A 21867-nucleotide genomic window follows, 5' to 3' on the forward strand; every position below is an offset into this window, starting at 1 on the left:
CCCCTTCGACCGGTCATCGCCATGCCGCCCCCCGGATCTCCCACAGGGATCGAGGCCGTCTTCCTCGCCAATCGTGACAAGCTGGTCCGCTTCCTCGTCGTGCGCGGTGCGGGCGATGCGGCGGAGGACCTGATCCATGACCTGTGGATCAAGGTGTCGGGGCGGATGGACGGCCCGATCGGCAATCCGGTCGCCTATCTGTTTCGCGCCGCCGACCTGCTGATGATCGACCGCTATCGTGCGCGACGACAGGCGGAGCGGCGCGACCATGCCTGGAGCGAAGGGCAGGGCGATGCCGATCCGTCCGCCGACCGCGTCATCGCGGCCCGGCAGGAGGCGGAACAGGTGGCCGCAGCGCTCGACGGACTGGGAACGCGGACCGCCGCGATCTTCCGCCGTGCGCGGATCGACCGGGTGCCGCAGCGGCAGATCGCGGCCGAACTCGGGGTCAGCGTCAGCACGGTCGAAAGCGATCTGCGCATGGCCGCCCGCGTGCTCGCGGACCTGAAGGAACGAATGCGATGACCGATCGGCATATCGACGACGAAGCGCTCGACTGGGCGATCCGCATGGCGGAACCGGAGGCCGACTGGGATGCGTTCCTGGCGTGGCTGGAGGGCGATGCGACGCGCTCCGACCGCTACGATCGCGCGGTGGCGATGCTGGACGATGCGGCTGCGGCTTCGGCCGTAACGGCACCGGCGTCGGCACCTTCGGCACCGGTCGCGCGACCGACGCGGCGGCGCTGGATCGGCGGCGCGATCGCCGCGGCGCTGGCGGGAGCGATCGGGCTCGGCGTCTGGACGCAGCTGCCGCAGCCCTATGCGATCGCGACCGCCCCCGGCGAACAGCGGACCGTGGCCCTCGGCGATGGCAGCAGCATCGTGCTGGCCGGCGCCTCCGTCGTGACGCTCGACCATCGCGATCCGCGCGTCGCCACCGTCGAACGGGGCGAGATGCTGTTTCGCGTGCGCCACGACGCCGACCGGCCGTTCGCGGTGCGGGTCGGCGCCCTCCGCCTGATCGATCTCGGCACCGTGTTCGACGTGAAGACCGACGGCGCCCGCACCCGCGTCGCGGTGTCGGAGGGGGCGGTGATGGTCGACCCCGACGGCGCGGCGCTCCGCCTCGATCCGGGGCAGGCGGTGGTCGCCGAGGGCGAAACGCTGGCGCGCCACGACGTCGCCGCGGCCGATGTCGGCGGCTGGCGCGAGGGCCGGCTCGCCTATGACGATGCGCCGCTGTCCGAGGTTGCGGCGGACCTGTCGCGGCAGACCGGGCGGCGCATCGTCGCCGGGCCGGGGATCGCGGCACGGACGTTCCGCGGCACGCTGGACGTCGCGACGATCCGCGAACGCCCCGCGCTGCTGGGGACGCTGCTGGGCGTTGCGGTCCGTCAGGATGCGGAGGGCTGGACGCTGGAGCCACGTCGGTGAAGCTGCTGGGGGGCACCGTCGCGGCATTCCTCGTGGCAGCGGCGCCCGCCGCCGCAGCCCCCGCCGCCGCCGAGGTGCGGCCGGTCGACCTGCCCGCGGGCAGCGTCGGCCAGCAGGTGATGGCGCTCGGCCGTATCGCGCGGGTCAGCGTCGTGGTGCCGGACGCACGGCTCTGGGCGCGAGCCGTGCCAGCGCTGCGGGGGGCGTTGCGCGTCGAGGCCGCACTCGCGCTGATCGCCCGGCGGGCGGACGCGCGGGTGGAGAGCGTCGGGCCGAACAGTTGGCGGCTGGTCCCGAAACCCAGGGTCCGGGTAACCCCGCAACCGCTCGCCCCGCGATCCCCGCCACCCCCGGACACCGGCGCCGACATCGTCGTCACCGCCAGCAAGCGCGACACGATCCGGGGAAATTTCGCGGGGCAGTTCGCCCGCGTCGCGGGCAGCGATCTCGAATTCGGCGGCGCCGGCGGGACCGAGCGGCTCGCCGACCGGCTGACCAGCGTCGCCTCTACCCATCTCGGCGCCGGCCGGAACAAGCTGTTCATCCGCGGCATCGCCGATTCCAGCTTCACCGGCCCGACACAGGCGACCGTCGGTCAGTATTTCGGCGATCTCCGGCTCAGCTACAACGCGCCCGATCCCGATCTGCGCCTTGCGGACCTCGCCGCGGTCGAAATTCTGGAGGGGCCGCAAGGCACGCTGTACGGCGCGGGATCGCTCGGCGGTCTGATCCGGCTGGTACCCAACGCCCCCGACCCGTCGCGCTTCGCCGGCTCGGCGATCCTTGGCGGCTCGGCGACGACGCATGGCGCACCCGGCATCGACACGCAGCTGGTCGCGAACGTGCCCATCGTTCCCGACCGGCTCGCGATCCGGATCGTCGCCAATGCGGCCAGCGAAGGGGGGTATATCGACAAGCCGCTTCTCGACCGCACCGACGTCAACCGCACCCGCATCCACGGTGGGCGCGCCGCCGCGTATCTGGATATCGCACCGGGCTGGAGCGTCGAACTCATCGGTATCGGCCAGCGCATCCTTGGCGCGGACAGCCAATATGCCGATCGCGACGGCCGTCCGCTCAGCCGATCGGCCTCGGTGACGGAAGGGTTCGCAGCCGATTTCGGACAGATGCAGTTCGTGCTCGCCGGCGCGTTCGGCGACATCCGCTTCCGTTCGACCAGCGGCGTCACCGCGCATGACCTGATGGAACGGTACGACGCCACCGCGCCCGATGGTCCGCCGCGGCTTTTCGCGCAGGCCAACCGTACCCGGATGCAGGCGAACGAAACCCGCATCTGGTCGTCGCGTGCCGATGGATCGGGCTGGCTCGCGGGCTTCAGCCATATCCACAACCGCACGCGCCTGACCCGGCTCTACGGTGCGCCGGACGCGCTGCAACCCACCACCGGTGTCGTCAACGGGATCACCGAGACGACCGCGTACGGCGAAGGCAGCCTGCGCCTGTTGCCCGGATTGCTGACCACCGGCGGGGTGCGCGTCACCCGATCGGTCCTCGACGGCGAGGGGGCGGACGTGACGCAGCGGATCACGCTGGCGCAGCTCGCGATGACCGCGGAGCGGGCGCAGACGATCGTGCTGCCGTCGGCGTCGGCGTTGGTCGACCTGACGCCGCGCGTGCAGATGTTCCTGCGCTACCAGCAGGGATTCCGCCCCGGTGGCCTCGCGATCGAGGGCGAGTTCGTCCGGCGCTTCCGCAACGACCGGGTGGCGACGATCGAGGCAGGGCTGCGAACGGCGCGGCCCGGCAGTGACCGGTTCGATGGCGCGCTGACGCTGGCGCACACGTCGTGGCGCGACATCCAGGCGGATTTCATCGACGGTTCGGGACTGCCGAGCACCGCCAATATCGGCGACGGCGTATTGTGGACGATCGAAGCCACCGCGAGCGCGCGGGTGACCCGCACGCTGCGCATCGACGGAGCCGTGTCGTACAACGACAGCCGCATCGACGAACCCTCGCGTATGCGCCTGTTCGACCTCGTCGGCGGCTATGCGGTCGATCCCGTCGTCGCCCGTGCGCAACTTGCGGCGCGGCTCAGCCAGATTCCGAACATCGCCCGCGTCACCGCCCGTGCCGGCGCGGTGTACCGGCGGCAGCTCGGCGGCACGAAGGACCTCAGGATCGACGGCTGGGTCCGCTATGTCGGATCGTCGCGGCTCGGCGTCGGGCCGGTGCTTGGCCAGAGTCAGGGCAGCTATCTGGATAGCGGGATCACGGCGCGGCTCGGGCTCGGACCGCTCGGGCTGACCGCCGGCTTGACCAACGTCGCCGACGTGCGCGGCAACCGCTTCGCGCTCGGCACGCCGTTCACCACCGGTCGCGATCAGGTGACGCCGCTGCGCCCGCGGACGCTACGCATCGGCATTGACGCCGCATTCTGACGGCTGGTGGAACGTTCCATGGGTGAGGACGGCCTTTTGACGAGCACAGGATGCGCAGCCGCCCTCCATCTGTAGACGAAGTCGCTACCGATGATCCTTGGTCACCATGCCGAGGACCGACGATCGATCGCCTGAGCGAACCCGGCCGGTGCGCGCCGACCCTCTTACAAGGTACAATCGGACCGATTGCCCCTCGATAGATGAGCATTCAGGGGGTGAGCGCACTGGTGCAGAACCCTGTTCGTAACGTCGTCGCGGGCTGTCGACCGCCCTCGATGTGAGGCCGTGCGATCATGCCGGAACCGGTCGCTTCAGCACACCTAAGGAAAACTTCCTTCAATTCCCACCCCGTAAGAGGGCATTGCGCCGGCGCAGGGTGGCAAGGGTATACGTATTGACGAGCATATCGACCGAAGCGCGGCGTCATCGACCTTGGCGGCGCACGACGACCGCCGCCGTTCTTGCGATAGGCGCGATGCTGGCGGGCGCGTCATCGGGCAGCGCTCAGACCCCGGTCGGTAATCGACGGCCGCTGATCCAGAGCGCCACGACCGATGACCCCAGGCTTGTTCCGGTCCGGTCCGACGGGGCAAGCCGTTCCGTCACGATCCTCGTCGGCGGGCTTGTCTTCGACGCACAACTGGCGCGAACGACCCCCGGCACCGTCGTGATCGAGGGTAACAGGATCAGCGCGATCTGGCCCGCAGGCAGGCGCGATTGGCCCGCCGATGCCCGGGTCATCGATGTCGGTGGCAAGACGATCCTGCCGGGGCTGATCGATCTGCATGTCCATTTGACGTACCCGGACAGCGACACGCCGATCGACCGCCAGGCCAGCGAGGGTGATGGCGTCCTGAGAGGGGTCAGGAACCTGCGGTGGATGCTCGAGGCCGGGATCACGTCGGTCCGCGATCTGAACGGGGTCTCCGATGCGCCCTATATTCTCGCCGACTGGAGCGCGGCGAACCGCATCCCGGCGCCGCGTGTGTTCACGGCCGGCCACATCATCACCGGAACCGGCGGCCATGCCACGGAGCGGCCGGTCTCGCCCAGTCATGGCCCCGATTTCGCCTGGGAACGCGATGGCGCCGATGCCTGGCGCAGTGCGGTACGGGAGACGTTCAAGCGCGGCGCCAGCGTCATCAAGGTCGCGAGCCATTTCTCGCCCGAAGAGATTGCCGCGGCGGTGGATGAAGCGCACCGATTGGGCCTGAAGGTGACGTGCGACTGCGAGACGGTCTACACGGCGATCGCCGTAGACGCAGGCGTCGACATCATCGAGCATCCCTTGCCCCGGACCGATGAGACGATCCGCGCCATGGCGAGACATCGTACCGCCGCGGTGCCGACGTTGCAGGTCTACCAGAACGTTCTGGACCGTGCGGGCGGCTTCTATGGATCGACATCGCGTCGATTCACGCTGACCGCGCAGGCGGACTTCGATGTCTTCCGGAAAATGAAGGCGGCGGGGATCGTCATGGGGGTCGGCACCGATACGATCGGCGACGCGAACCAGTTGATACCCAATGTCTATCTCGCCGAGCTGCAATGGTTCATCCGGGGCGGATATTCCGCCGCCGAAGCGCTTCGCGCGGCGACGCTGACCAATGCCCGTATCCTCGACATGGACGACAAGCTCGGCAGCATCTCATCGGGCAAACTCGCCGATATCGTCGTGGTCGACGGTCGACCCGATCTGGACATCGAGGCGCTGCGCAGGGTCGACAAGGTATTCCGGGACGGGATCCTGCTGGTCGATGGCGGTCAGATCCTTGTCCCGCGACATCAGGCACGCCCGCTGACCAAAGCTCCGCCGTTCGACACCGTTCGCTGACGGCCCCGCCCGCTTTCCGTCATTTCCAACATCACGCTGTCCAGCGGAGATCCCATGCACATCGTATCCAGCCTTCTGGCCCTTTCCATCGCCTCGCTCTCACCCACGGCCGCTCAGGCGCAGCAGGTCGAGGCGCCGCCGTCCCAACCGGAGGAAAGTGAGGGCAGCGACATCGTCGTGACCGGTTCACGCGGGCAACCGCGCACCATTGCCTCCAGCCCCACGCCGATCGACGTCATCAGCGGGCAGGACATCGCCAGGCTGGGAGGCTCGCAACAGCTCAGGGATGTGCTGACGCAGCTCGTGCCGTCCTTTCAGGCGCAGCAGGTCGGCAGTTCGTCCTTCGACAGCGTCGCCCGGCCTGCGGGCCTCCGCGGTCTGTCGGGCGTCCACGTCCTGGTGCTGGTGAACGGCAAGCGACGGCACAATTCGGCGCTCATCAATCTGAATTCCGGCAACGTATCCGCCGGTGGCAACCCGGTCGACCTCGACCAGATCCCCGTCGGCGCGATCGAGCGGATCGAAGTGCTGCGGGACGGTGCAGCCGCGCAATACGGTTCCGATGCGATCGCCGGCGTCATCAACATCATCCTGAAATCCAATACGACCGGCGGCACCGCCAGCATCGAAACCGGGCAGCGGTACAGTGACGGCGTCAACGGCAGCGATGGCGAGACGATCAGCGCGCAACTCTCACAGGGCTTCGCGCTGGGGGATCGCGGTTCACTGGCCGTGTCGATCGACGGCAAATACCAGAATGCGACCGTCCGCAATTCCGATGTGACCGGCACATTCTATTTTCCGGTCAACGGCCAGCCCGATCCGCGCGAAGCCACCGTGGATCGCCGGACATATCAGGGCGGCTTGCCCCAGATCCGCCAGATCCAGGGCGCCCTCAACGGCAGATACGATCTCGGCAACGTAGAAGCCTATGTCACCACGACCCTGGGCTATCGGGAAGCGCGCGTCGGCCAGGCGGGGCGAAAGCCGAACACGACGAGCAATGTCATCGCAATCTATCCCGATGGCTTTACGCCCTATTACACCCTGCATGAGACGGATGGGCAGTTCACCGGCGGACTGCGTGGCTCGATCGGTGGGTGGAAACTCGATCTCAGCAGTACCTATGGCCGCGACTATGCGCGCAGCGGGGCGGACAATTCGCTCAACGCCTCGCTTGGCGCCGGCAGTCCTACATCGTTCGATACCTTCAGCGCCGCATTCGACCAGTGGACGAACAATCTCGATCTGACGCGCGGCTATGCCGTCTTCGGTGGCCGGAACCTGCAGGTGTCGGCGGGCGCGGAATACCGGTACGAAAGCTATGTCACGAAAGCCCTAGATCCGGCAGCGTACACCAACGGGGGCTATGTATACGCCGCAGGTACGCCACTCGCCCGCCAGCCGGGCGCGGTCGGTGCGCAGGGCGCGATCATCGTCACACCGGGCGATGAGGCCGATATCAAGCGCAATGTCTGGGCGGGCTATGTCGATCTCGCGCTCGATGTCACCGATCTTTTCCTGCTGACCGGGGCGGTCCGATACGAGACCTATGACGACAGTTCGGGCGACGTCTGGAGCGGAAAAGTCTCAGGGCGCTACAAGGTGGCGGATTGGCTGAACCTGCGCGGCGCCTTCTCCAACGGGTTCCGGGCACCCAGTCTTGCACAGCAGGCCTATGCCCAGACCTCGACCCAGTTCAACCTCGTGAACGGCGCGTACCAGCTGATCGAATCGAAGATCGTACGGACCGGATCTCCGATCGCTGCCGCACTCGGCGCGGAGCCGCTGAAGCCCGAAAAGTCGCGCAATTACAGCGTCGGCTTCGCACTGACGCCGCTGTCCGGCCTGTCGGTGACGGTGGATGCCTATCAGATCGACATCGATGATCGCATCACGTTGACCGGCCTGCTCTCCAGTGCGGGCGTGCGTGCGATCTTGCGCGCCAATGGGTTCTCCGGCGATCAATATGTGCGCTTCTTCACCAATGCGATCGACACCCGCACCCGCGGGCTCGACATCGTGGGTGCGTACAATCTGCCTCTCGGGAGCCTTGGGCGGCTCCGCACCACGGTCGGGTACAATCACAATGTCACCGATATCAGGAAGATCGCCCCCACGCCGACGCAGCTGGGCGGACTGGGTCTTACGCTCTTCGACCGCCAGACGCAGGGCTATTTCACGGTCAGCACGCCGAAGGACAAGCTGATCCTCGGTCTCGACTGGAATCTGGACCGGATCGGCATCAACGTGAAGCAGACGCGGTATGGGAAATGGGCGTCACTGAACAACACGCCCAGCTCGGACCAGTTTTACGGGGCGAAGTGGATCACCGACGTGGAGGTCGGCTATGACGTGACGCCCGCCGCCCGGGTGTCGGTGGGCGCCTACAACATCTTTGATACGTATCCGGATCGGAATACCGTTCCGAACACGATCGGAAGCTCGATCTACGGGTCGAACTCTCCGTTCGGGGCATATGGCGGATATTATTACGCTCGGTTGTCGCTGAGACGCTAGAGTATTGCGGCTTTCGACGGACATCATGACGCTGGACGTGATGGTCTTCCGGCCCGGTGCCGCCGAGTTTGGTTGGTCTGTGCCGCAACCGGGAAGGGTTGCGGCACATTCGGCTAGGCCGGTTGACCGTTTCCGCCCGTCGAACCGAAGATCTGGCCCGTCGAATAGCTCAGGGACGGGTCGGCTGCGGCAACGTAGAGCGCTGCGATTTCAGCTGGCTGGCCTGCTCGTGCCATCGGCGAGTCGCCACCGAAGCTCCGCAACTTCTCGGGCGTCGCTCCGCCGCTGACCTGCAGCGGGGTCCAGAACGGGCCCGGCGCGACCGCATTCACGCGGATACCGCGGCTGGCGAGCTGCTTGGCCATGCTCTTGGTGAAGTTCAACACGGCTGCGCGGGTGAGGGCATAGTCGACGATGTCAGGCGAGGGATTGCCCGCCTGTTCGGAGGATGTGTTGACGATGACGGCGCCGGCACCCATGCGCTCCAGAGCCGCCTTCGTCAGCCAGAACGGCGCGTAGACGTTGGTCTTCATGGTATCGTCGAAATCCTGGCTCGAAATATCTGCGATACCGGGACGGGTCTGCTGACGGGCCGCGTTGTTGATCAGAATATCGAGGCCGCCGAGCTGTTCGCTCGCTTGCTGCACCAGCCGGCGGCAAAACCGCTCGTCGCGCAGATCGCCGGGAATGGCGACCGCCTTGCGTCCCTCTGCCCGGATCAACGCGATGACTTCGCGCGCGTCGGGTTCCTCCGCGGGCAGGTAGTTGATGGCGACGTCCGCACCCTCGCGGGCATATGCGATGGCCGCAGCGCGGCCGATGCCACTGTCTCCGCCGGTGATCAGCGCCTTCCTGCCGGCGAGCTTGCCCGACCCCTTGTAGCTCGTTTCCCCGTGGTCCGGCCGCGGCGTCATCCTGGATGCGAGACCGGGCCAGGGCTGGCGCTGTACGGGGTAGGGGGGCTTGGGGTAGGCTGCGGCTGCAGGTGTCGTCGCGGCGGGGTTGCCATCACTCTGCGTCGCGGCGTTCGCCGCTGTAACGGCCATAGCCCCGGCTGTAATGGTCGCTCCCGTCACGAAAGTACGGCGTGTGGTATCGGTCATCGTGATTGCTCCCGGAATGGTCACCACCCCAAGCGCCAACGATTGCATCTGTTCCGAAGTCACCCGTCACAGGGTTTCGGATCGGGCCTACACCGCTGCTCCTGCAAGCGAATGCCAACATCGAACATTGCCCGACATCCGCCTCTCGTTCAGACATGTCGCCATCGACCCCTCACGTGACGCAGGGTAGCAGATGACGATATCGGTAGACCGCCGCTCACTTCTCCTGACCGCGTGCGGGCTTCCCCTCGTCAATCTGGGGGCGAATGTCCGTGCTGCGTCGTTGCCGATGCAAAGGGTCACCGTACCCGCGCCCTTCGATATGCCGACCATCGCCGTGCCGGATTTCACGGCGAGCCGGACATTCCTCATCACCGACTTTGGCGCGTCGCAAGGTGACAGGGCAGCGACGAGCGCGGCGATCCGGCGGGCGATCGACGCAGCGAACGCAGCGGGATCGGGCATCGTCGTCGTTCCGGCCGGCATCTGGCCGACCGGAAAAATCCACTTGAAGAGCAACGTGAACCTGCACCTGGACAAGGGAGCGACACTACGTTTCTCCGACCAACCTTCCGATTATCTGCCTGCGGTGCAGACGTCGTGGGAAGGTATCGAGTGTTTCAATTACTCGCCCCTGATCTATGCATTCGGGTGCGAGAATATCGGGATCACCGGCAAGGGCAGGCTGGAGCCGGTCCTGGATCGCTGGCTGATCTGGTCGGCCAGGCCCAAGCCGCACATGGATGCGCTGGTTGCGCTCTACAACATGGCCTATCGCAACGTGCCGGTGCGCGAGCGCCAGATGGCGGTGGGTACCAACAACCTGCGGCCGCATCTCATCCAGTTCAATCGGTGCCGCAACGTGCTGGTCGAGGATATCTCGATCGACGGCAGTCCGTTCTGGACACTCCATCCGCTGATGTGCCGCGACGTGGTGATCCGTCGCGTCAGCATCCGGGCGCATGGGCACAACAACGACGGTGTCGATCCCGAGATGAGCGAAAACATACTGATCGAGGACTGCCAGTTCGATCAGGGGGACGACGCGATTTCGGTGAAGTCCGGCCGTGACATGGATGCCTGGCGTCTGGCCCAGCCCTGCCGGAACGTCGTCGTGCGCAATTGCCGGATCGTCAACGGGCACCAGCTCATGGCCGTTGGCAGCGAGCTGTCGGCCGGCATCGAGAACGTCCTCGTCGATGATTGTCACTTCATTGGAAACGGGAAGGGGGCAGACGACCATGCGGTCCCGATCAACAACCTGCTCTTCGTGAAGACCAACGAGCGTCGCGGTGGTTTCGTGAAGAACATTCATATGACCAACGTCAGCGCGACGACGATCGCAGGCGGCGTGCTCGCCGTCGAAACCGACGTGCTTTATCAGTGGAAAGCGCTGCTGCCGACCTATGTGCGCCGCTTGACCCCGATCGAAGGGCTGTATGTCAGCGATGTGGCCGTAAATCAGGCCAAATTCATCTCAAGCATCAAAGCCGAACGCGAGATGCCGGTGCGGAACGTACGGCTCGATCGGATCAAGGTGGAAAGCATCACGGGCGTGCCCGTCGTCACGGAAAATGCGATCAATTTCAATTATGCGACCAACGCGCATCAATAACTATTCGTACCTTACCGGCGCTCCATAAAAGCATGCGTACAAGAATATAATAAGGGCAGTCCGAGCACCAGCAATGCGAAGCCGGGAGGCCTGCATCGTCGGCACACCCGATCCGCAGGCAAGCGCCAACTATTGCCGCGTTCCGCGACCCCGTTGGGGCCGAAGGTTGAGTGACAGGAATACGATACCGGCCGAAAGCATGACGGCGCCCAACCAGAGGACAGGCCCGAATGCCCAGCCTCGTGATGCTACGGCCGCACCGAAGGCGCCCATCAGGGCAAACCATGCACATGCTTGCCATCTCGTCTTGCTGTCAGGGGCAAGTCGGCGCCCGGTCAATCGATGATGGTGGTCATCGGTGGCGAAGCCGAAGCATGCGAACGCCAGCAGCGACAGCGCAAAGGCCAGCCACGTCATGCCATCACCTCCATCTCGGACATCGGGATTGCTGCAGCCCGTGCGCGTCGGGTTGCACGCACGGCAGGACGGTAGCGCGCAACGCGACGGGCAAGCCACAGGAAGGCGATGGCGAACACGATCACGGTTGCGTCGACGCCGAGCGGCAGCAGGTCGCCTGCCAGCAGGGAGGTCCAGGCATTCCAGCGCATGCCCAGCAGATTGTAGATCGGCAGTGCAGCCAGCGCGGCGCCGGTCAGGCCGAACAGCATTAGCCAGACTTTTGCCGGCCGCCCCACCAGCGACGGGATGAATGCCGCACCCCAAACCAGAAACAGGACGTGCACCTCCCATCGCGATCGATCCGGCATGGCCACCGGCAGTAACCGGTTGGCCCAGAACAATCCTGCGATCCCGAGCGGAAAGCCGCCGATGACCGCGACGTTGAGCCGCTCGACCATGCGAAACCCGACATGCGGGCGGGTGGGGTCAGGGAGTTTTTCGCGGCGCTTGACCGTCCATAGCACCAGCCCGCTCGCAACCATCAGCGTGCCTGCGATGCCGCAGAGGAAATAGACCCAGCGCAGCAGGAGGTCGGCAAATCTGCCGGCGTGCAGTCCGATCATCACCCCGGCGGTCGCCGCCGCTCCGCCCGGGGCGGGAGAGCGCCAGACAGGGGTCGCGGTGGTGCCGTCATAGGTGATGGCAGGCGCGCGTGTGTTGAGAAGCGAGGCCGGGGTGCGATAGAAGGTCACACGCGCCGCCGCGTCGCCGGGTTCACTCACCTGGATCGTACCGATCGGGCCGCCGAGCCGACGCTCCGCGTCCTGGGCGATCGCTGACAGCGACAGGATCGGCGCCGGCCGACCCGTGCGCTCCACCACCGGCGCTTCAGGAAACAGGTCGGCGAACATCCTGGTCTGGTCGGCGTAATTGGCCACGCTCGCCCAGGGCATGAGCAACGCCATGAGCGTCACGATGCCGGTGTAGGTTATCATGAGGTGGAAGGGGAGTGCCAACACGGCGGTGGCATTATGCCCGTCGAGCCACGATCGCTGGCCCTTGTGACGGCGTAGGGTGAAGTAATCGCGGAAGATCTTCTTGTGGGTGACGATGCCCGTGAGGATCGCGACCAGCATCATCACCGCGGCGACACCGACCAGCCAGCGCGACCAGATCACCGGCAGATAGTAGAGGTCGAAGTGGAAGCGGTAGAAGAACTCGCCCCCGCGTGTATCCCGGGCGTGCGTCGGCATGCCGTCCGCACCGATCAGCGCCTGATTGTCGCGCCGACCGCGTCCTCCGCCGCCTCGCCGTCCGCCATGCTCGCCCTTCTTGGGCTGCGGTTGCCATGTCACCTGCGCACCGGGCATTGCAGCGTTGGGCATGGCGATGAACCAGCTTTTCGCGTCGGGTGCCTTGCGGCCGAGGAAACGCTGTGCGCCGTCGAGAACGCGCATCGGCTGTTCGATCCGCGCCAGTTCCGGCCGCATGTAGCGGTTGAGCGCCTCGCGCCAGAAGGCGATCGTGCCGGTCAGGAAGACGAGGAACAGGACCCAGCCGAGCAGCAGGCCCGACCAGGTATGGAGCGTCGATTGCGACTGTCGGATGCTTTTGCTCATACCCGCCCCGTCATCATGATCGACCAGCAGACGATCCCGCCGGCCGCCGCACCGGCGAGACCCAACACCCATGTCGCCCGCCAGCCGCTGCGCGCGCCGTAAGCGTACATCGCGAACAGCGCGCAGAGCAGCAACGCGACCAGCGTACCGGTTGTTGTTGCTTCAGACCGTGCCATCGGCAGCACACGCGCCAGCGCAGCCGCCCACAGGCTGGCGACGGCATAGCCGAGCGGCACGGCGGCGACGAAGCGCAGCGTGTTGTCCCCACGCCGTCGCCAGATCACGGCGCGACCGGTCGCCGGCGCGATCACGGGTAGGCAAACCGCAGCGTCGCGAACACGGTTCGCGGCGTGCCATAATAGTTGCCACGACCGGTGGAGGAGATGCGGGCATAATAGGTCTTGTCGAGGACGTTGGCGACGTTGACCGAGAGGGACAATTGCTCGCTGACCTTGTAACCGGCACGCAGATCGACGACCGCATAGGCAGGTTGGCGGACAACCGAGGAGATCGAACGCCCGTTGGGCGTAGCGACGCTGACCGGCACGACGATCGACGGGGTGCCACCGAACGTCTCGCTGAACCAGGTGACGCTACCACCGACGCTCGCACCGCGCAGTGTCCCGGCCGGGACCGTGTAGTTGGTGAACGCCTTTATCATGTGCCTGGGAATGATCGGGGTCAACGACAGACCCTCGTACTGGGGCTGCGTGTCTTCGAGATACTTGGTGCGCGTATAGGTATAGCCGCCGTTGACGCGCCACCCCGGCAGGATTTCGCCGGTGGCCTCCGCTTCGATACCGCGAGAACGGACCTTGCCGACCTGCAGATAGACCGTGGTCAGTTCCGGAGGATTGAAGATGCGATTGGTCTGCTCGATCTGATAGACTGCTGCCGACAACAGCAGCCGGTCGTTCATCAGCGCCAGCTTGGTGCCGACTTCGTATTGACTTCCGATCAACGGCTCGACCTTGCCGCCATCGTTGCGGACGCGATTGGCCGGCGCGGCCTGCGGGGTGAAGCTGTCGGCGTAGCTGGTGTAGATGTTGAGGTTGTGCGTTACGTCCCAGACGATGCCGGCGTAGGGCGTGAACCGGTTGTCGATAGCCTGTGGCTGACCGCGTGCGGGGGTCGGCAGCAGTGTGTCGATCGTCTGTTCCCACCAGGTCAGGCGACCGCCGCCGACCAGCGTCAGGCCGGCGACCGGCTGCAGGCGCAGCTGACCGTACATGCCATATTGCTCGATGATCGTGTTCGTGCCGCCGGAACTCTGGATGACGCAATTGGCCGGCGCGGGCGTTACCGGCGTCGTCCGGTCGGGGCAGACGGCGTTCGTGCCCTGCACGGGGTAATAAGGGGACGGCGCATAGGGGTTGAGCGGCGGTTCCGCCGGAGACACGGGATTGAAGACGTTGATCCGGGCATAGCCGTTGAGGCGGGTGTAGTAGCTGTCGTAATCCTGCGCCTGGTAATCGGCACCCAGGATCAGCGTCTGGTCCCGCCCGAACAGCGGGAAGCTGCCGACCCCGTTGAAGTCGAACGACCGCGTTTTGGCGAAACTATCGCCGCGATAGGCGATCTGGGTGGTCGTGCCGTTGTTCGCGAGTGCCGGCGTTACCGCGTTCGCGGCCGTGGTCACCGCCGCATTCCCGACGTAGCTGTAGATGTCGACGCGATCGACGTCGGTGAAGAGGCCCGTGGCACGCAACGTCCAGCGGTTGCTGATACGATGGGCGATCTCGGCAAAGCCGGTCCAGGTCGTGGATTCGAACCGGTTCCAGTCGGCACCCAGATAGGTCGACCGGCGCACGTCGAGCAGCCGGCCCTCGTTGCCCGCGCTGTCGCCGGCATAGCCCGGCAGGCCCGACTGGATCGACGGGCGGAAGCGGTCGTATGATCCGCCGACGGTGACCGTGGTGCGATCGCCGATCTCGATACTGCCCACGGCAAAGGCGTTGACGCGGTTGCGGTGGGCGTAATCGAAGAACTGATCCTGGTCCTGGGCCATCACGCCCATCCGGACGCCTGCTCGATCGCCGAGCGGGGCGGAGACGTCGAGTTCGAGCCGAAGATTGTCGTAGCTGCCGTACCCGGCCGACCCCTGCATCCGGAAGGCGTCGAGTGGCCGCTTGCGGACGAGATTGATGCTGCCCGAGGGATTGCCCGAGCCGCTGAACAATCCGGCCGGCCCCCGGAGGACCTCGATCCGGTCGTAGGCGAAGAGGTCGGGCACCACCCCGGGAAAGTTGAAGGTGAGTGTCGGGACGCCGTCGACGAGATAATTGGTGATGGCGAAGCCACGCGAGAAATAGGACGGGTCTTCGCTACCGATGCCATTGACGGTGATGCCGTTGGTCGCGGTCAGCGCGTCTTCCAGCGTGAACAGGTTCTGCGCCTCGATCTGCTCGCGCTCGATCACAGTGACGGTGTTCGCGACGTCCTTCAACGGGGTGACGGTCTTGCCGACCTCCCTGCCATAGCTTTTGCCGACGACGACGATCTCGCTTTGATTCCGCTCGTCGCGCTCGCCGGTCTGGACCTGATCGATTCCCGCAGGATCGGCATCGTCTTTGGTAGCGGCCCCGGTCCTGGGCTCGTCCCGTTCCATCGCGAATGCACACGTGGGCGCAGTCGCCATCACTGCCGTGGTGGCGAGCAGCATCGTTGAAAAACGCACTGTTACTTCCCCTTCGATTTTGGGGTTTGCTAACAGCAACGCAATTGCAAGTCACTATCAATAATGATTCCGCGATAGCGCATCTTGCTCAAACCGCGGCGGAATCGCGGATTTCAGCGGTTCGCAATCCTGAATTTTTCATGATCGAAGGTCGCATTGTGGCGGCTGGAGTGGGGTCCGATGGTGGTGGTCGCCGGTCGCCCCTTGCAAAGCAGGTCGTCGTCGGACGACGCCGTCGATCGCGTGGCCGATATCATGTCCCGATGATCCGGGTGCCCACCGTTTCATCCCGAATGCACCAGCCTTTGAGTAGTGTCGCGGATCACCAGCCGAACGTCAGCATGTCGGGGGTGAGGTCGTTCCAGGTCGCATGTGCGACGAGGAGGTCGACATTGCCGAGGTGGAACAGCAGACCATCGGCGGTCTGTTCGCCATGACGGAAGACATCGGCGGCGCTGGTGAAGCTGCTGCCGGCGATCCGGATCGTATCGCGTTCGACGTCGCTCAGCCGGAAATCCTCGATCGTCACCCGGCCGGCCCGCGTCGTATCGATGACGAACGTATCGTCGCCGAGGCCGCCATTGAGCCGGTCGGTGCCGCCGCCGCCCGTCAGCCGGTCGTTGCCTTCGCCGCCATAGAGGACGTCATTTCCGCCGCGGCCGTCGATCGTGTCGTTGCCGGCACCGCCCGAGAGCAGGTCGTTGCCCGCCGTGCCGGTGATCGCGTCGCTGCCGGCGAGGCCGAACACGCGCGAGCCGGTCAACGTGTCATTGCCCGCCGTGCCCTGCCGGGCCGCGGTGTAGGCGACGTCCTGATCGAGCGATTCGAAGAAGCCGCTCCACGTCATATCCTCGAGATGGTCGGCGGCGAGTGCGTAGGTGCGGCCGACCAAGGGCAGGCCGGTATCGAGGAACGTCACCTTCTCGACGCCCGACACGATGTTAAGGCCGAAGGATTGCGAGAAGAACGCGGTCGTGCCGTCCGACAGGCGCGACACGCTCCAGTCGCTCATCCTGCCGTCCAGTTCCAGCGTGTCACTGCCCGCGCCGCCCTCGACCCGGTTGGCGCCCAGCCCGGTGCGGATGATGTCGTCGCCGGCACCGCCGTCGATATAGTCGTTGCCGACATTGCCGCGCAGCCGGTCGGCATAGTCCGAGCCGATCAGGAAGGCGGAGTCGCCGACATGGTCGTGCGTGTCCGACGGGCGGCGGACATCCTCGACCCAGGTGATGCTACGCGTCAGCCCGGTGAGGTTGGAGACGATGACCAGACTGTCGCGCGCGGTGTAATCGTAGAAGGCGGAATGCGTGATGCGCGGGATCGCGTCCGAGACGATTCCGGCGATATGCGCGCTCCACCCCCCGACCAGATTGTACAATGCGAAGGGGCCGGCCGGCCACAATGGGCTGGCGTAGTCGTCGCTGAACAGGATCAGATTGTCGGTCGAGGAGGCGAGGGCGTAATCCTGCCCCTGCAAGCCGGGGGCATGCGCGACCGCATCGCCGAACGTGGGAAAATCCGCCGCGGCGCGGTGCACGACGTCGTTCTCGTACCCGATGTTGAGCACGCGGTCCTGCCCCTCGAAGGTATAGGGCACCTCGTGCGCGATATAATTGCTGTTCGCGAAGAAGCCGCCGGCGAGCGTGTCGGCATATTTCGCCATGATATTGGTGTAGGCGGCGCCCAGCGAATAGCCGGTGACGAGGACGTGATCGGCGGCCACGTCATGCGCGAGCGCATAGGCGCGCACCGCGGCGAGCAGCGGTTCCAGCCGGGGCGCGATCTCCCCACTGTTGAGCTGGGTATAGTCGGGCAGATCGACGGGGGAGTTCGTTCCGGTGAAGGTCACCGACAGGCGGGTGATCCGCCCGGCGGCATCGCGTTCCTCGAACACCTCGGCCTGCGGGCCGGAATAGGTCCTGCCGGTCAGCGGGCTGTCGATGATGAAATAGCCGTCCGCATCCACCGAATCGGCCGGAAGGTGGAGCGGCGCGGCGCCAACCTTGGTCCATCCCGCAGGCAGCGCGGCATGCGGCGTATTGGCGGTCAGGCCGGCCGGCATGATGCTGCCGAACAGGTTGACGACCGCCGCACCGTCGATTCCGAGGATGCGATCGACCTGCCCGAAGGTAGCAAGCTTCAGCGAGGTTTCGGCAAGTTCCGCAGATTCCCTAGCGGAATATCGGCGGTAATCGAACATACCCATGACAGTTTCCTCTCCTCTGGCACCGGTCCCGCGTCGCATTCGCGTATCTGCGGGGGCAGGATATTGACCGAACCCGGTCGTGACGGGCCGATCTGCATTTCGTCTGGCCGCGTTATTTGCATGTTGCGCGGTCCATGGCGTTGCCGAGGCATGATAAGCGGCTTTCTGCTTGCGTCCACAGAAATGTCCGAAATGGTCAGGCGTGCTGAAACGCGAGATTTACGGTGCTTCCCCCGCGGCGCTTGGCTATGCCGTGGCGACAGCGACCGCGGGCCACCCGGACGAAGGCGCGCCGACGAGAGGGAGGGGACTTGCGATGACCTACGACCATATCCTGGGGGAGCGGCACGGCGACGTGCTCGTGCTGACGCTCAACCGGCCCGACCGGCTCAACGCCGCCCCGCCGGCGCTGTTCGACGAATTGCGCGCGGCGATCGGTACGCTGGACGGCGCGCGGGCGGTGCTCGTCACCGGTGCTGGGCGCGCCTTCTGTTCGGGCGCGGACGTGGGCGGCGGCGCGCTGGGCAGCGACAATCCGGGCGAGACGACCCATGCGGCGCTGACAGACCATTACAATCCGACGATCATGGCAATCGCGGAACTGGGCGTGCCGGTGGTGAGCGCCGTGCGCGGCCCGGCGGCGGGGATCGGGTGTAGCCTCGCGCTCGCGGCCGATTTCTGCGTCGCGAGCGAGACCGCCTATTTCCTCCAGGCCTTCGTCAACATCGGCCTCGTCCCCGACGGCGGCGCATCGTGGATGCTGCCGCGGTTGATCGGCCGGGCGCGCGCGGCCGAGATGATGATGCTCGGCGAGCGCGTGCCGGCGGCAAGGGCGCTGGAATGGGGAATGATCCACCGGGTCGTCGCCGACGAGGCGCTCGATGCCGAGGCGCTGGCGCTGGCGACGCGGCTGGCGGCGGGGCCGACGATGGCGCTGGGGCTGATGCGCCGCGCGCTCGGGCGCGCGCTGGAGACGGACTATGCCGATGCGCTGGCGGCGGAGGCGGATGCGCAGCGTACGGCGCGGGGATCGGCGGATGCGATGGAGGGGGGCATGGCCTTCCTCCAGAAGCGCAAGCCCGCGTTCACCGGGCGGTGAGTGGGCGCGGGTGTCCGCGCTGACACGCAAGCGAGACAAATTGCGACACAAAATCGCTGGACGCCGTCGGGTGTGTTGACCACACAGCACGCCATGGTTCGTGTTCCCGCACTCCTGCTGTTCACCGCTGCGCTGGCCGGCTGCACCGTCGGACCCGATTATCGTCCGAGAAGCGCGACCGAACTGGGCGTCCCGGCCGGCTATTCGGTGCCGGCGCAGGCGAGCCCGGAGGATCTGACCCGCTGGTGGTCGAACTTCGACGATCCGGTGCTGGGACAGCTGGTCGAGCAGGCGCGGGTCGCCAACACCGACGTCGCGCAGGCGGTGGCGCGGTTGCGGCAGGCGCGCGAGGCGCTGGTGCAGAGCCGCGCGACGTTGCTGCCGACGCTGTCGGGATCGGCCGGATACCAGCGCAACGAGAATCTGCGCGGCGGCGGACGGTCGTTCACGCTGCCCGACGGCACCGTGGTCGACACCGGCGGCGGTGGCACCAACAACTTTTCCGCCGGCCTGTCGGCAAGCTATCAGGTCGGCCTGTTCGGCGAGATCCGCCGCACGGTCGAGGCGAGCCGTGCGCAATATGAAGCGAGCGGGTTCGACTATGCGACGGTGCTGCTGACGGTCGAGAGCGAGGTCGCGCGCAATTACGTGCTCGCCCGCGCCTATCAGGCGCAGCTCGCCAATGCGCGCGCCAGCCTCGGCATCCAGGACGACAATCTGGAGATCGCCGGTTTCCGCGTGCAGGCGGGGCTGGTGTCGTCGGTCGACGTCGAACAGGCGCGCAGCCAGCGGGCGCAGACCGCCGCGACGGTGCCGCAGATCGAGCAGCAATATGCGGCATCGGTCGCGCGGCTGGGCGTGCTGACCGGGCAGGCGCCCGGTGCGCTGCGCACCGCGCTGGCGGCGGCGAAGCCGATCCCCAAGGGGCCGGCGACGGTCGGCGTCGGCATTCCGGCCGACACGCTGCGCCGCCGCCCCGACGTCCGCGCGGCGGAACGGACGCTCGCCGCGGCGACCGCGCAGATCGGCGTCGCCAAGGCGCAGCTCTATCCGGCGCTGGCGATCACCGGCAACATCAACACCAATGCGACCAGCATCGGCGACATCGGCAATGCGATCACCGGCGGCCTGTTCGCCGGGCTGACGCAGGCGATCTTCAACGGCGGCCGGCTGCGCAGTCAGGTCCGCTCCAGCGAAGCCGCCGCCGATGCCGCGTTCGCCACCTATCGCGGTACAGTGCTGACCGCGCTGGAGGATGTCGAGAATGCCATCGTCGCGCTCGACACCGCGCGGCAGCGCGAGACGCAGTTCCGCATCGCCTTCGACGCCGCCAGCGCGTCGGCGATCCTCAGCCGCAGCCAGTATCGCAGCGGCCTGACCGATTTCACGACGCTCAACCAGCAGGAGGCGGCGCTGCTGTCCGCGCGCAACGGCCTCGTCCAGGCGCGATCGGATCAGGCGACGGCGCTGATCGCGCTCTACAATGCGCTCGGCGGCGGCTGGGATGCGAGCGTCACCCCCGAAGCGCCGCCCGCGACCGGCGCGCAAACTCCCGTGGCAGAGACCCGCTGATGGCCGACGAACAGATCGACGATTTCCTCGGCGTGAAGCCGGTGCCGGCGTGGCGGCGCTACCTGAAATGGGTGTTCGTCGCGATCGGCGTGGTGCTGCTCGCGCTGCTGCTCAAGAGCTGCTTCGGGCCGAAGGCGGAGGCCGGCTATTCGACGCAGGCGGCGGAGCGGGGCAATCTGACCGTCACCGTGTCGGCGACCGGCAAGCTGGCGCCGACCAATCAGGTGACGGTGGGTTCGCAGCTGTCGGGGCTGGTCACCAAGGTGGTGGTCGACGTCAACGACCGCGTCACCGCCGGCCAGCCGCTGGCGCTGATCGATCCCGAGCAGATCGAGGACCAGATCCGCCAGCAACAGGCGCAGATCGCCGCCAACCGCGCGCAGGTCAATCAGGCGCAGGCGACGGTGGCGGAGAGCCGGGCGCAGCTGGCGCGGCTGGAAGAGGTCTACAAGCTGTCGAACGGCCGGGTGCCGTCGGGGACCGAATTGCAGGCGGGGCGCGCCGACTACCAGCGCAGCGTCGCCGCGCTGAAGGTCGCGCAGGCCAACGTCACCGCGGCGCAGGCGGCGCTGGCGCAGAGCCAGACGCAGCGCGCGCGCGCGATCATCCGCTCGCCGGTCAACGGCGTCGTGCTCGCGCGCCAGATCGATCCGGGCGCGACCGTCGCCGCCTCGTTCAACACCCCGACGCTGTTCGTCATCGCCGAGGACCTCAGCAAGATGAAGCTGGAGGTCGCGATCGACGAGGCGGACGTCGGCGAGGTCAAGGTGGGGCAGAAGGCGAACTTCACCGTCGACGCCTTTCCGGGCCGGACCTTCCCCGCCGAGATCACCCGCGTCGACCTGGGGTCGAACCTGACGGTGAGTTCGGCGAGCTCGACCGCCACGACGACGACCACGACGACGACCGGACAGGTGGTGAGCTATGCCGCCGACCTGACCGTCGCCAATCCGTCGTTGCAGCTGCGCCCCGGCATGACCGCGACCGCGGATATCGTGACGTCGGACCGGCAGAACGTGCTGCTCGTGCCGAATGCCGCGCTGCGCTTCAAGCCGACCGCCGCGGGTGCGGCGGGCGGATCGAGCGGCGGGATCGCGGGATCGCTGACCTTCCGCCCGCGCCGCGACCGGCCGGAGCGGACCGCCACGCTCGGCCGCGGCGCGAGCCAGACGATCTACGTCAAGGATGCCGAGGGCAAGCCGCAGGCGGTGCAGGTGACGACCGGCGACAGCAACGGCACGATGACCGAGGTGCTGGGCGGCGACCTCAAGCCCGGGCAGCAGGTCATCACCGGGCAGCTGGCGAGCGGCAGCGATGCGGCGGCCGGCGGCGCGCGGCGGGCCGGCGGCCAGCGGCGACAGCAGGGCGCGGCCGGTGCACAATAG

The 21867-nt window shown here is 66.6% G+C and carries 15 protein-coding genes; 9 read left to right on the forward strand and 6 right to left on the reverse strand.

The window, feature by feature from the left end:
• Nucleotides 1-21: 21 nt before the first annotated feature.
• From AC1RTO_RS01335 to AC1RTO_RS01355, 5 genes are all read left to right on the forward strand, one after another.
• Entirely contained in the window at nt 22-525 is a 504-nt protein-coding gene (locus tag AC1RTO_RS01335) for an RNA polymerase sigma factor (protein ID WP_493159168.1), read from the forward strand.
• Nucleotides 522-1436, forward strand: coding sequence for a FecR family protein (locus AC1RTO_RS01340; RefSeq protein ID WP_493159169.1), 915 nt, complete (start codon nt 522-524; stop codon nt 1434-1436). The genes AC1RTO_RS01335 and AC1RTO_RS01340 overlap by 4 nt, the downstream gene beginning before the upstream one ends.
• The gene (locus tag AC1RTO_RS01345; protein ID WP_493159170.1) at nt 1433-3838 is read left to right on the forward strand and encodes a TonB-dependent receptor; all 2406 of its coding nucleotides are present in this window, start codon (nt 1433-1435) and stop codon (nt 3836-3838) included. The genes AC1RTO_RS01340 and AC1RTO_RS01345 overlap by 4 nt, the downstream gene beginning before the upstream one ends.
• A 475-nt stretch (nt 3839-4313) precedes the next feature.
• Nucleotides 4314-5672: an amidohydrolase family protein gene (locus tag AC1RTO_RS01350; protein WP_493159171.1), complete on the forward strand. Its 1359-nt coding sequence runs from the start codon at nt 4314-4316 to the stop codon at nt 5670-5672.
• A 54-nt stretch (nt 5673-5726) separates the two neighbouring features.
• Entirely contained in the window at nt 5727-8192 is a 2466-nt protein-coding gene (locus tag AC1RTO_RS01355) for a TonB-dependent receptor plug domain-containing protein (RefSeq protein WP_493159172.1), read from the forward strand.
• Nucleotides 8193-8305: 113 nt separating this feature from the next.
• Here AC1RTO_RS01355 and AC1RTO_RS01360 read toward each other — a convergent pair whose 3' ends face one another.
• Complete coding sequence (locus AC1RTO_RS01360) at nt 8306-9295, reverse strand: SDR family oxidoreductase (RefSeq protein ID WP_493159173.1); 990 nt, start codon at nt 9293-9295, stop codon at nt 8306-8308.
• A gap of 193 nt (nt 9296-9488) precedes the next feature.
• On the opposite strand from AC1RTO_RS01360, the gene AC1RTO_RS01365 reads away from it, so the two are divergent.
• The gene (locus AC1RTO_RS01365) at nt 9489-10910 is read left to right on the forward strand and encodes a glycoside hydrolase family 28 protein (protein ID WP_493159174.1); all 1422 of its coding nucleotides are present in this window, start codon (nt 9489-9491) and stop codon (nt 10908-10910) included.
• Nucleotides 10911-11039: 129 nt separating this feature from the next.
• On the opposite strand, the gene AC1RTO_RS01370 is transcribed toward AC1RTO_RS01365, so the two are convergent.
• From AC1RTO_RS01370 to AC1RTO_RS01390, 5 genes are all read right to left on the reverse strand, one after another.
• A complete protein-coding gene (locus AC1RTO_RS01370; RefSeq protein ID WP_493159175.1) occupies nt 11040-11327 on the reverse strand; it encodes a DUF3325 domain-containing protein in 288 nt (95 codons plus the stop codon).
• Nucleotides 11324-12928 (reverse strand): PepSY-associated TM helix domain-containing protein, encoded by a 1605-nt coding sequence (locus AC1RTO_RS01375; protein WP_493159176.1) that lies wholly within the window; start codon nt 12926-12928, stop codon nt 11324-11326. The genes AC1RTO_RS01370 and AC1RTO_RS01375 overlap by 4 nt, the downstream gene beginning before the upstream one ends.
• The gene (locus tag AC1RTO_RS01380; protein ID WP_493159177.1) at nt 12925-13212 is read right to left on the reverse strand and encodes a hypothetical protein; all 288 of its coding nucleotides are present in this window, start codon (nt 13210-13212) and stop codon (nt 12925-12927) included. Before AC1RTO_RS01380 ends, AC1RTO_RS01375 begins: the two co-directional genes overlap by 4 nt.
• A 23-nt stretch (nt 13213-13235) precedes the next feature.
• The gene (locus AC1RTO_RS01385; RefSeq protein WP_493159178.1) at nt 13236-15536 is read right to left on the reverse strand and encodes a TonB-dependent siderophore receptor; all 2301 of its coding nucleotides are present in this window, start codon (nt 15534-15536) and stop codon (nt 13236-13238) included.
• A 391-nt stretch (nt 15537-15927) separates the two neighbouring features.
• Nucleotides 15928-17811: a calcium-binding protein gene (locus AC1RTO_RS01390; protein ID WP_493159179.1), complete on the reverse strand. Its 1884-nt coding sequence runs from the start codon at nt 17809-17811 to the stop codon at nt 15928-15930.
• A 316-nt stretch (nt 17812-18127) separates the two neighbouring features.
• On the opposite strand from AC1RTO_RS01390, the gene AC1RTO_RS01395 reads away from it, so the two are divergent.
• From AC1RTO_RS01395 to AC1RTO_RS01405, 3 genes are all read left to right on the forward strand, one after another.
• On the forward strand, nt 18128-18910 hold the full coding sequence (locus AC1RTO_RS01395; protein ID WP_493159180.1) for an enoyl-CoA hydratase-related protein: 783 nt from the start codon (nt 18128-18130) through the stop codon (nt 18908-18910).
• A 93-nt stretch (nt 18911-19003) separates the two neighbouring features.
• Nucleotides 19004-20482, forward strand: coding sequence for an efflux transporter outer membrane subunit (locus AC1RTO_RS01400; protein ID WP_493159181.1), 1479 nt, complete (start codon nt 19004-19006; stop codon nt 20480-20482).
• The gene (locus AC1RTO_RS01405; RefSeq protein WP_493159182.1) at nt 20482-21867 is read left to right on the forward strand and encodes an efflux RND transporter periplasmic adaptor subunit; all 1386 of its coding nucleotides are present in this window, start codon (nt 20482-20484) and stop codon (nt 21865-21867) included. Before AC1RTO_RS01400 ends, AC1RTO_RS01405 begins: the two co-directional genes overlap by 1 nt.

Source organism: Sphingomonas sp. GW821-FHT10F09 (genome assembly GCF_058809195.1).